This is a genomic window from Taibaiella soli (assembly GCF_003236175.1).
GTDB lineage: Bacteria > Bacteroidota > Bacteroidia > Chitinophagales > Chitinophagaceae > QKTW01.
On sequence record NZ_QKTW01000019.1, the window covers coordinates 56,919 to 69,679 of the forward strand.

Genomic DNA, 12,761 nt, shown 5'->3' on the forward strand with positions numbered 1-12,761 from the left:
TAAGAGCTACGGTCTGTTTCAATTGGGGCCATTCTCGAAACGAAAAGCCACCGCTTTATAAAACGGTTCTTACCTATAACAAGTTTTAGATAATTACCCTCAAATCATATAGATAACCATCCATACTTATGTAGACAAACAGCGATTTTACAATCAAACTATATTGAGCGGACATTCTAATTTTATCCACACAGACCGACTCGATCAGCTTGCCCAAAAACAATCAGGCGCCCCGACAATGCCGTCGGAGCGCCTATAAAGAGACGATTAAACAGTTTTTCTATTGACGTGTCAGCCGGGCGGCTACCTGCTTACCACTTACGAAAGCAGCTTCTACAGTGCCGATAGCCGGGCCTTCATACATAGCTTCCCCGGCGAAAAAGATGGTATTGGGTACAAGTTCATAAAGCTGTCGCTTCGCTTCCGCAGATTTCGTGGTTTCATAACTGTACGAACCCAACGCAAAAGGATCTTTGGTCCAATTAGCGATGTTCCACGCAGTAAGATTTTCGCGCAGCGTTTCTACCGGAAGTGAAAAAATATTCGCAAGTGACTGCAATCCGATCTGTAAAATTTCCTCATCGGAACCTTGTGCTATTCCTCTGGCTTTCGGCCCGCCAAACCAGCCTGTCAGCAAGCCGCTTTTACGTGGATACTGTGTCCACCACGTCGGTATGATTTCTTCCGAGAAAAGAAATTCAAGTTTAGTCATATCCACACCACGACGATCATGTAATAATGACTCGTTGTAAAATTCATCATTAAACTGAAACAGCAATTTGATAATCGCTCCCATTCCCATACCATTCACGGCTTGCTTATAACCGGGAATTTCCGGAGAGAAATGAAAATTTGCGATAGCATCCGCTGCCTGCAATACATTTACGGGAACAGTGATAATGATTTTTCCTGCATCAAACCTTCTGCCATCCGCAGTAATAACTGTCACTTCATTTTCCTTCCATTGTATTTCCTTTGCCACGGCAGATAAATGAACTGTACCGCCATTGGCAACACAAGATTTTTCGAGATATTCAAGCAGCGAAATATACCCGGTATCCGGCCTGTACTGATCTCCGGACTCCTCTTCTTCCCATTCTCTGCGAATGGCCAAAATACTCGCATCGCTTGTATCTGCCGTGTCATAACCGTTCGCGTATCGGATCACTGCTTTGCGCAATTCCACGTACTGCTCGCCGGACAAATATTTTTCGAGGAATTCATCAACCGTCATATCATCTGTCACTTTGTGCAATTGCGCCACGAGATAATCCCAATCTTCAATAAAATGATCTTCCTGCGAAAAGCAGCCATCCTTAAATTGCCACATCTCGCCTTCTGTTTTATGATAGGCAACATCCGCCTCTTTTAGTAATGCCAGCGACACCGGAAGGTCGCCGTGAATAAACTCTGCACCTAATTCTGCAAACGGACTAAATCCATCGTCATACATCGTGTGTATCCGCCCGCCGATACGGTTGCGGGCTTCGAGTACTGTTACTTTAAATCCCTTTTGCGCCAAAAGATGTGCGGCTATCAAACCCGCCGCTCCGGCACCAACAATCAGTATATCATTTTCCATGCTTCGAAAAAATTGCGTTTAAAAGGTAAAGGCTTCAACCCTGACAAACAAATTTGTTTAATAACTGAGTGATGGCAAAACAGACATTAATAATTTCAATATTTTATTTATATTTAATAACAGTATTACAGATTGATTGACGACGCAATAGTTGACGGAAAAAAAGTATTTGCCACCAAAAACATGCATTATGAAAATCACTTCCTGTTTATGGGCCGGCGCTATGTTAGCGGGCGCATTACTCACTACTACTACCCAAAGTTGCCAACCCAGCGGAGACAACAAAACCGACACTACAAAAGCCGCTGACAAAACGACTTCAGACCCGCTTCCATCCTGGAATGACGGCGCATTGAAACAATCAATCATTGCATACGTAACTAAAGTAACCAAACAAGGTTCGCCGGATTTCATACCAGAAGAAGCGCGTATGGCCACTTTCGACAATGATGGCACACTTTGGGCCGAACAACCATTGGTACAAGAATTATTTGCCTATTACATGGCCGGAAAAATGATGGAGAAAAATCCAGCGCTCGCGCAAAAACAACCGTTCAAAGCAATAGCCGAAAAAGACAAAGCCTATTTTCAGAAAAACGGCGAGAAAGCTTTGCTGGAAGTGGTTATAAGCACTCAAGCCGGCATGAGCGAAGACGATTATGAAGCTGCTGCTCGAGCATTTTTTTCCACTGCTCACTATCCCAGGCCAGAGGTTCCGATCAAAAACATTACTTATCAGCCGCAGATTGAATTGCTGACGTATTTACGCGCAAATGGCTTTAAAACATTCCTCTGCTCAGGCGGTGATGTTGATTTTATGCGTGTCATTTCGAAGGACTATTATGGCATTCCAAAGGAACAGGTAATTGGCACAATGTTCCAGTATGAATTCATTGACAGCAACCGCACCAATTATAGAAAACAGGCGCTGTGGCACTTCAACGATCAGAAGAAAAAACCAGTCGGTATTCAGATCGTAATTGGTCAGCGCCCGGTATTTGCATGTGGCAACGAACGCTCCGGCGGCGATATTGCGATGTTGGAATATTGCCAGAGCAATAAATATGCATCATTTCAGATGATCATTAATCATGACGATTCTGTACGTGAATTTTTCTACCAGGAAAAAGATACAGCATCGTTGAAAGCTGCAGCAAAAAACAATTGGCATGTAGCGAGCATGAAAAATGACTGGAAAACAATTTTTACTAAGTAACCGACTACCATCCCGGGACTGACTACTCCGGAGCATCACTCACGTCCGCCAAACAGAAAGCATATGACCATCGATAAGTTTTATAAAAAATTTGAGCAGCTTATTTCCAATATACTGTTGGGTCTAGGTATGTTTTTTGTCTTGTTCCAGACCCTGGAACTTTTCTGGGAAACACTTCTGAGGCTTGTTACACGTATTCCAAAATTTGATTTCGACTATAACCCGGAACAAGGCCGGGAACTCATCATCCTGTTTTTTAATGTGCTGCTGACCCTGGAAATCGTGGAAACCATTCGCGTTTTTAAACAACACCATGAAACTAAAATCCGCGTTATCCTGCTGGTATGTCTGATTGCTGTGAGTCGAAAGATATTAATGACTGATGCCACACATGGAACTCCAGAACAAGATACCGGCACTGCTATTCTCTTATTTTCTCTGTCTGCAGGCTACTTTCTGGTTACAAGATCATTGTCGAAGAAAGATAGAGAACTAGAGGAAAAACTCGACGCAATTGAACCGGAAGAAAAGGAAAAATCATGAAATTAAAAATGACAAGCAAACAAAAGAGGCTTCGCAATGCGAAGCCTCTTTTGCTATACTTTAAAACATCTGATGTTTAACAAGTTTACTTTTCAAAATCAATATTTCGCGGGATGTCTCCTATCCTCGACATGACGATGTATTTAATTACTTCGCCAACTCACAAAGCAATTCAAACATCCGCGATTTCAATTATTTCACCAGCGTTTTAATGGACACAGACCCCGTAGCAGACATAAGTTTCACTACGTAATAGCCTTTTGCAAGATTAGACAAGTTCAATTCTTTTTGATTTTGCCCACTGCTTACACTCCATTCCTGAGATGTCACCAGACTGCCAGAAATATTATACACAGCGATGTTCAGCTTTTCGCTTCTGTTGCCTGTATAGTCGAGCGTAAACACACCTTCGTTTGGATTCGGGAACAATACGCAATCCAGTTTTTTACCCTGAAAATTGTAAACACCCGCATCCTGTATTACTTGTTTGATCGCTGCATATGCATTGATTTTACCATGGCCCCAGTTATTATTTCCTGTAGGCGGAATAGCTCCGGTATAATTATCTACAATTGCCGTGCTGAACAATACAGTTTTCAGCTGCGTCGGTGTCAGCGCAGGATTTGCCTGCAGCAGCAGAGCCACAATACCAGCCGCCGCCGGTGAAGAAGCAGAAGTACCGATAAATTCTGCATAATAGTATTTCTTGCCTGTACCTGGCTGCACATATTCGCTGACTACGTTATCGCTGTTTGAACCGGTTGGTGTATAAGAAGTATCAAACGAAGTAACGGAAGTAGCCAGCGTAAGTCCGGGAGCTGTAATATCCGGTTTAATACGACCGTCGATCATTGGGCCATGGCTGGAAAACGGAACGAGGCGATTTGCAGGAACGTAGTTAGCGTAGCTCCGATGCTGGTTATTAATGTCTGTGAAAGTAATTTTTGAAGCGTATGCGCCTACCAGCAATACCGATTGTGCAGCACCCATTTCGCTTACCGTGGTAATGGTATTACCAGTTGTAGCCCAAGGTTTGCCCAGACTGTCGAACGCACTTTGAAAACCATGCGGGAAACCATAATAGTAGTATTCATCCCAGGCATTGATTGTGCCACTTGTACCTTTCAGCGATACGCCGACGCTGTCTGCAGTCTTGTTGAAAAGATTGATGGTCATACGCGGCTTGCCATTCGGCTCGGCAGAGGAAGTAATGAACTGCACCGTGCAAGTATCATTGCCCGCAGAACCAATCAGCATCGTGTCATGAATGTTATCGTCGATACAAACAAACTGAGTAGTATTACCAGCCACACCGTTTTTATACAAGGTTACTTCACCACAGAATGTTTTACCAGGTTCGCCCCAAACATCAACCCAGGTGCGCTGATAAGTAGTTGGCGTAAATGTCAGAAATGTACTGATGGTGGTATCTGTGGCTGTAAATGTTTTGCTCAGGTGAATGTTTTCCTGGCCTTCGTTACCTGCGCTCATCACCAGCAGCTTACCGGCACCGGTCATGTTGTCACAGGCCTGATTGAAAAGTGAGGTGCCATCGTGCGCGCCGGAATGAGATCCCCAGCTGATGTTTACTACAGCCGGTTTATGCACTGAATCTGCGTAACGATAAATATAGCTGACGCCATCGATAAAATCAGTAAAACTACCCTGCATCCATTGGCCTCCAATACTGTCGCGACGCACGCCTACGAGCACGATATCTGCGTCATAAGCCATACCGCGAAAACGGCTGTTGGTTGCACTGCCAAATCCGGAACCAGCTGCAATACCCGTTACAGAAGTGCCATGCATCTGATGCGGATTATCCGTTCCATGCTGACGGATCGAATTCGTATCTCTGTCTTCACGACCGTAAGCATATCCAGGAGGAGGCGTGCCTGTTCCGTCGAGTTCCCAAACGCGCTGAATGCGATACCTGGTACCCAATGTGTCGTAAAAAGTAGGATGCGTATAATCAAAACCAAAATCGATCACGCCCATTACCACATCTTTACCGCTGTAACCCATAGGCAGATTGTAGCCACCCTGCACTGAGTCTACTCTGGTGGTTTTGCGCGCTACGTCAAGATTAGGACGAATCGGCTCATCAAGCTGAATATAAGAAACACCCGGAGTTATGGTAAATGGGGCCATTTTCTCTACCGGCACCTGCACCGTCCAGATATCACCGGCTTTTGTGCCGATATACACACCGATATTTTTCAGATTATCGTTGGCCATCGCAGCATCAGAGACTTTAATCAAAGCACTGACGCAGGTCTGGCCGTTAGCCATTTTACGGTAAACATATCCCGGCATTATTTCGCCGGTATTACCCGATTTTTTAAGTTCCAGCATGTATTGTCTGGCTACTGGCGAAAGCTTGGGCGTATTTCCCTGCTGATTTTGCGCCCACACCGGAGCCGACAGACAGGAAAGCAATAAAAGTGAATAAAGTTTTTTCATTTCTGGTGGATAATAACATATAAAACTACTTCTTATCAGTCAAACAAACAATTGACAATTGACAGTTGACAATTGACAGTTATTTGCAATTCGTCCTTCAATGTGCTTAAACCAATAGCCCAGGCAACTATGCCGCAAAATATAGTCGCCGCTAATTGTCAACTGCCATTTTCCAACTGAATTGTGGATAAATTTAAATATCTGTTTGCTACCAATTGTCCATTGTCAACTATCAACCGTTAACTCGGTCACTGTCAATTATCAACTGTCAATTGTCAACTGTTTATATGTATCGTTTTATCCACCCGGTTTGTGGACAGTTTTGTCCGCGTAAAGCAGCGGTATTTATTATTTTTGACACCCCGAGGTAAATTTCAATACCGAATCATGCAAATCAGGAACATCGCGCAATTACTTGACTCGTCTTCAGCTATCCAGATACTCCGTATGCGGAATGCTACCTGGATATTGCCCTTCCTGTACAGTGTCTACAAAGAATCTGACCGTTTCTCCATTTCGGAGATGCAGCTGACCACTATGCTGTCTGATCTTTTAGCAGAACAGGGAGATAACAGCGAAGACTGGGAGGAAGTGAAAATAGAGGCAGGTGAAAACGAAGAAAGTCGCGCACGAAAATATCTTTTCAACTGGGTACAAAAACGCATTCTGCAGGATTTTCCCGACGCAGAAGGTCACACGATGTACCAGTTGAGCTCTTATACCGAAAAAGTTTTCCAATGGCTGCAAAGTCTCGATAAAAGAGATTTCGTAGGTACCGAAAGCCGTTTTAAAATGCTGTTTACTTCATTGAAGGAAATGGTGGAAAAAACGGAAGACGATAAGAACAAAAGACTGGAAGAACTGAAAAACCGCCGCGCCGAAATAGACCGCGAAATCAAAGCGCTGGAATTTGGCGCACCGGTAGAAGTCTACAGCAACGCCCAGGTACACGAACGTCTGGATTTGTTTACCAAACTGTGTTACGAACTACTCAGCGATTTCCGCGAAGTGGAAGATAACTTCAAACAGATCCACCGCGATATCGTAGAACAACATACCAAGGCAGAATCCAACAAAGGAGCCATCATTGGTTATGCGTTTGAAGCTTATGATGCACTGCGTCACAGCAATCAGGGCAAGAGCTTTTATGGTTTCTGGGACTTTTTGATTTCCCGTGCAGGTCAGGAAGAATGGCGCCTATTGATGAATCAACTGGTGACTTTGCTCGAAGATCGGAACATCAACAACGATGCACTTTTCCTGCAAAACATAAAATCACTGTTGCTGCATCAGGGCCGTCTGGTTTATGAAGCCAACGATAAAATGGCTGAAAAACTGAGCCGTATCATTACCGAAAAAGAAATTGCGCGTCACCGCCGTTTGCGTCAGCAGATCAACAGCGTGAAAAATGCGATTCTGGAAGTGATGGACGATGATATAGATTTCGGTGTAGAAATTGAAGACGGCGCCGACATAAAAATCGTGATGGACCGTCGCATCAACTTAGAGCTGAAAGCGCCACTGGCTGAAGTAAAACAACCGTCGGTAGCTATTGAAAGCATTGAAGATCCCGAACGTTTTGGCCGCCTGCTGCAGATGAGCCATATCGATAAAAAGAAGCTCTGGGGCAAAGTAGAAAATGTACTGAAGCTGAAACAAACAGTAACGCTGCGCGAGATCATCGAACAGGAAAAACTGGAACATGGTGTAGGCGAAATCATCTCGTACTACAGCTTTTTGAGAGACAAAGGCGCCAGAGTGCAGGTACTCTCCAATATGAAAGAACTGATTCCGCTTGATGAATCAGAAACCAGATTTATTGAAGTGCCTTATTTATTGTTTGGAAAAATAAAAGAAGAAGAAAATGAGTCAGCCAACTAAAATATTGCCATATACCTCGGTTTTTATCAAACTGCTGAAAGGTCCGGTAGAATACCTGGAACGCGCAGCATGGGAGAAACTGTTGCTCTATAAAAAAGAACTGATCCTGTTTTTACAACAACTCGGTCTGCAACTGATCATCGATGAAGAGGATGGCTATGCTTATCTGCGCCATATCGTTGACGAGGAAGACGAGGCTGGTGTCACCTGGATGCAGCGCCGTGCTTTTTCTTACGACGAAAGTGTGCTGCTTATTTTGCTGCGTGAAATGATGGCTGAATTTGAAATTGGCGAAGTAACATCACGCGAGCTGGTAAAAAAACGCCGCGAGATCCGTGAATACGCTGAGCTTTTCTTCAAAGAAAATATGAGCCGCGTAAAATTCATGAAAGAGCTGGACAGGCTGATTGATAAAGCGGAAGAAAACGGTTTTCTGGATAAGATCGAAGATCATGAAATGATGGACGAACAGAAATACCGCATTAAAAAGCTGATCAAAGCAAAAATAGACAGCGAGGTTTTAGAACAATTCAAAGATAAACTGACGGAACATGCAGCTCAACGTATTTAACACAGACAATCAGAAGTCGGGCTTTCGCCTGCAATACCTGGAAGTATTTAACTGGGGTACGTTTGACAACCATGTGTACTCTATCAAACCGGAAGGCGAAACATCATTGCTGACAGGCGCTAACGGTAGTGGTAAAACCACTTTCGTGGATGCACTGCTGACACTGATTGTTCCGGAGAAAAAATACCGTTTTTACAACCAGTCATCCGGTAGTGAAAAGAAAGGTGACCGTACCGAAGAATCATATGTACTCGGTGGTTATGCCACGCTCAACAACGAACTGACGGGCGTTACGCGTACGCTTTATCTGCGTGAACAAAAAGAAGAAGCATACAGCATTTTGCTGGTGAATTTCGCCAACGAAACCGAACAGACAGTAACGCTGTTTCAGGTGCGTTATTTTGCCAACGGTGAAATGAAAAAAATCTTCGGTGTGGCACATAAAGCATTGCACGTTGATGAAGATTTCAAGCCGTTTGACCTTGCCGGTAACTGGAAAAAAGCGATCGATGCGAAATACAATAAAGCTGGTCGCAAGCAGGTAGAATGGTACGATGCAGCGAGCAAATATGCGCAGCGTCTCGTGGATGTGCTGGGTATGCAAAGCCTGCAGGCATTGAGCCTTTTCAACCAAACGGTTGGTATCAAAGTATTGGGTAACCTCGATGAGTTTATCCGTACGCACATGCTGGAGCCGCGCAATATGGAAGAGGAGTTCATGGAACTCAAAAAACACCTCGCCACACTGATTGATGCACAGCGCAATATTGAAAAATCGGAAGAACAGATCAAATTGCTGAAGCCATTGCAACAGCACTACCAGAAGTATGAATCCAACAAGGAACTGCTGAAGGAAGCGCGTGTGAAAATGGAAACCGCTACGATCTGGAACCGTTATACGAAATACAATCTCCTGCAGGACGCCATTCTGGAGGAAAATGCAACCATCAAAGGTTTGCATGCCAGCCTGGAAGCCTGTAAGAATGAGATCCGTGACCTCCACGAACAGGAACGCTCTACGCGCAACCAGATGGAGCAGAATAAAGCTGGTCAGCGTCTGAAACAACTGGAGCAAGATGCGAAAGAACTCAGTGCGGCGCTGCAGATGGCGGAGAAAAACAGATTGGTCTTTACGGAATGGTGTCACACCCTGAAACTGGAAGAGCAAACGGAGGAAGTTACCGATGAAACAATGTACAAACGCGCGAAATCGGAAACGCGTAAGGCAAATCTGAAAATCGAAACAGAGAAACGCCTGATCGACGAAGACGAATTTGAAGCGAAGGATACTTTTAAAGAAGCAGTGAGCGAGCGTGAGGAACTGGAGAAGGAGCTGAACAACATGCTTCATTCCAAAAACAATATCCCTGGTCATTTGATTCAACTGCGCAAAGACATTTGTGCGGAACTGAAACTTGAAACCGGTGACCTTCCTTTTGCCGGTGAACTGATGCAGGTGCATCGTGATGAAATGAAATGGGAAGCGGCACTGGAAAAATTGCTGCACGGATTTGCGTTACGTCTCTTGATTCCGGAGAAATTTTACAAACGTGTCAATAAGTATGTAAATAATACAAACCTCGGAAAACGCCTCGTATACTACCGTGTAGACGATACGGTAATCTATCAGAATCCTGATCCGGGGACTGTGCATGAAAAACTGGAATTCCATCCGGAACATAAAATGTCTGAATGGCTGGAACAGCAGGTGATTCGTCAGTTCAACTTCGTTTGCCTGAACGATGAAAAAACGCTGGATCGTTATGATCAGGCGATCACCGTTAACGGTTTGATCAAATCGCGTGACCGCCACGAAAAAGATGACCGTCCGGACCGCAATGATCCCGGCCGTTATGTAATGGGCTGGAATAACGAAAAGAAACGGGAAGCGCTGAAAAGAAGACGTGAAGAACTTACGACGATCATCGACGAAAACAAGGAAACGCTGGAACGTTGTAAACGCCGTATGGAGCGTATCAACAACCAGGTGTATGCTTTGAAACGTATCGAAGAACACGAAGGCTTTGAAAGCATGAACGTGGCCGCCATTCAGCGTAAAATACGCACCAATGAAGAACAGATGGAAAGCCTGAAAGAAAGCAGCGATCATCTGAAATCATTGACCAGCCAACTGGAAGATATTCGCCAGTACACGATGAATAAAGACCGCGAACGTTCTTCTCTGGACCGTGAAATTGCACTGCGTGAAGAGAAAGAAAAACAAATGATTCAGCTCAAAGAAGATCTGAAACCATTGGTGGAACTGATTGATGAGAACGGTAAAGAAATGCTGATCCTTTTCCAACAGCACCATTCTGACGCGTTGTCTAATCTCAACATTGGCAACATCGACAATGTTTATAAAGATCTTTCTGAGAAAATCCAAACAGGTATCAGTGATCTGGAAACGGATATGAATAAAGAAAAAGGTCAGGTAGAAAGAGCGGTTGTACGCTTGAAATACCCTAGCCTTGAGATTCAGACACGTTTCCCGGATTGGTCTGCCGATGTGCAATATCTTTCTGAAGATGCACTGCACGCGAAAGAATACATTGAATGGCTGGAAAAACTGGAAACAGAAAACCTGCCGCGCTTCAAACGCGATTTCGAAAACTATATCAACGATACCATCACTTATAAAATTGGTGGTCTGAATGAAGAGCTGGAAAAATGGAGCAACGAGATCCGTCGCAGCATTATGCGTCTGAACCAATCGCTCGGCGCCATCAACTTCAACCGTCTGCCGGATACATACATTCAGCTTGGTCATAAACAGGTTGCTGATACTACGGTAAAAGAATTCCGCGCGAAATTGCTGGAAGCATTACCTCAGGTCGCCAACTGGCAGCAAAGTAGTTTCGAAGAAAAAGCGGAGCACTTTAAAGAGAAAGTACAACCACTCATTGCGCAGCTGGAAGAAAGTGAAAACTACAGAGCTCGTGTACTGGATGTGCGCAACTGGTTTGAGTTCTGGGCGGATGAAAAATATCGCAACACCGACGAACTGAAGAAAACTTATCGCCAGATGGGTCAGCTTTCGGGTGGTGAAAAAGCACAGCTTACTTACACCATTCTTTGTAGCGCCATCGCTTACCAGTTTGGCATTACTAAAGAAGGTGAGAACAGCAGAAGTCTTCGCTTTATTGCGGTGGATGAAAGCTTCAGTAATCAGGATGAGGAAAAGGCAACTTACCTCATGGAGCTTTGTAAACAGCTTCACCTGCAATTGCTGGTGGTAACGCCAAGTGACAAGATCGCAATCGTACAAAACTTTATTGCACACGTTCACCTGGTGCAGCGCGTGGCGAATAAAAACAGTGTGATCTACAACATGACGATTAAGGAACTGCAGGAGAGCTCAGCCGAGAAGAGAGGTGAAATCCTTGCGGTGAATGAGGTGGCGACTGAAGAAGTCAATGGTGAATAGTCAATGGTGAATGCTCAACGCGATTAATTAAAATTTCCCGCGGCCGCACTACGGTGCTAAACATTTAAAGAACTCGTTTCAGTCATTGGAACGAGTTCTTCGTTTTTGTAAGAATTATTACTCGCTGTTCGGCATATTAGCCTCCGGCGCATGTCGAACGAGAGATAGAGCGGATTTCTGATCCTGTTATACAAGACCGGGATCGGAGATCCCTATCATCTGTCGTTCGACATGCATTACATTAACATGTCGAACAGCAAAAAGCCCGGCACAATCATGTGCCGGGCTTTTTTATAGTGTGTGCCTGTGTTATAACACGAGCGTTCCCCTTCAGGGGTTAGGGGTGTTTATTTCTTCATCAGTTTTTCAGTCAGCAGCAACTGACCTTTTTCGTCTGTAACGAAAATCATGTACAGACCACTTGCCAGTTTACTGATATCTGCCCGACGTACATTGTTTTCAGCAAATACTACCTGGCCATTGATATTACGGATTGTTACGTTTACAGCAACAGGCGCGTTGATAGACACTACATCCTGAGCAGGATTAGGATAAACCGTTACACCATTTTTACTGTTTACGTTTTCCATACCAGTGCTGCTAAAGGTCACCGTATCCGAATTATTTGTACAACCGTTGTTGGTAACCGCTACATAATAAGAACCATTTTGCGTAGCAGTATAAGTCTGCGTTGTAGCACCCGTAATTGTCTGATTGTTCATATACCATTGGTAAGAACTAAATGTACCAACGCTTAGCGCCATGCCATTTGCAGTGATTGTAGCCGTCGGCAATGGATTTACCGTTACAGTTGTAGCAGTTGATGTAGCATTACAAGAAGTATTTGAAACAACCACTGAATAGCTGCCCGCTGCGGTCGCAGTATAAGAAGCCCCCGTAGCACCTGTAATATCATTTGCTCCATTTTTCCATTGGTAAGTCAAACCCGTACCGGTATTCGCATTCAACACTACCGAACCGCCCGTACAGAATGTAGTTGCAGTTGCAGCAGTAATTGTAGCCGTAGGTGCTGGATTTACTGTTATTGTTGTTGCGGTAGAAGTTGCGTTACAAGAAC

The 12,761-nt window shown here is 44.3% G+C and carries 8 protein-coding genes; 5 read left to right on the top strand and 3 right to left on the bottom strand.

Annotated elements, in window-relative coordinates; all coding sequences use genetic code 11:
* Window positions 1–280: 280 nt before the first annotated feature.
* Window positions 281–1,582, bottom strand: a complete 1,302-nt coding sequence (locus tag DN068_RS14335) for a flavin monoamine oxidase family protein (protein WP_110999623.1) — start codon at window positions 1,580–1,582, stop codon at window positions 281–283.
* A gap of 190 nt (window positions 1,583–1,772) precedes the next feature.
* On the opposite strand from DN068_RS14335, the gene DN068_RS14340 reads away from it, so the two are divergent.
* Window positions 1,773–2,798 (top strand): HAD family hydrolase, encoded by a 1,026-nt coding sequence (locus DN068_RS14340; protein ID WP_207798947.1) that lies wholly within the window; start codon window positions 1,773–1,775, stop codon window positions 2,796–2,798.
* Between the two features lie 63 nt (window positions 2,799–2,861).
* Window positions 2,862–3,341 (top strand): phosphate-starvation-inducible PsiE family protein, encoded by a 480-nt coding sequence (locus tag DN068_RS14345; protein WP_110999624.1) that lies wholly within the window; start codon window positions 2,862–2,864, stop codon window positions 3,339–3,341.
* Between the two features lie 192 nt (window positions 3,342–3,533).
* On the opposite strand, the gene DN068_RS14350 is transcribed toward DN068_RS14345, so the two are convergent.
* Window positions 3,534–5,804: a S8/S53 family peptidase gene (locus DN068_RS14350; RefSeq protein WP_110999625.1), complete on the bottom strand. Its 2,271-nt coding sequence runs from the start codon at window positions 5,802–5,804 to the stop codon at window positions 3,534–3,536.
* A gap of 387 nt (window positions 5,805–6,191) precedes the next feature.
* Between DN068_RS14350 and DN068_RS14355 the strand changes: the two genes are divergently transcribed.
* From DN068_RS14355 to DN068_RS14365, 3 genes are read left to right on the top strand one after another with little or no spacing between them, the layout of a single operon-like run.
* Window positions 6,192–7,685 carry a DUF3375 domain-containing protein gene (locus DN068_RS14355; RefSeq protein ID WP_110999626.1) on the top strand — a complete coding sequence of 498 codons (1,494 nt, stop codon included), beginning with the start codon at window positions 6,192–6,194 and terminating at the stop codon, window positions 7,683–7,685.
* Complete coding sequence (locus tag DN068_RS14360) at window positions 7,669–8,256, top strand: DUF4194 domain-containing protein (RefSeq protein WP_110999627.1); 588 nt, start codon at window positions 7,669–7,671, stop codon at window positions 8,254–8,256. The genes DN068_RS14355 and DN068_RS14360 overlap by 17 nt, the downstream gene beginning before the upstream one ends.
* Window positions 8,237–11,683, top strand: coding sequence for an ATP-binding protein (locus tag DN068_RS14365; protein WP_110999628.1), 3,447 nt, complete (start codon window positions 8,237–8,239; stop codon window positions 11,681–11,683). The genes DN068_RS14360 and DN068_RS14365 overlap by 20 nt, the downstream gene beginning before the upstream one ends.
* A gap of 347 nt (window positions 11,684–12,030) precedes the next feature.
* On the opposite strand, the gene DN068_RS14370 is transcribed toward DN068_RS14365, so the two are convergent.
* Window positions 12,031–12,761 (bottom strand): T9SS type A sorting domain-containing protein (locus DN068_RS14370; protein ID WP_165836403.1); only part of this gene is annotated, 731 nt, incomplete at its 5' end.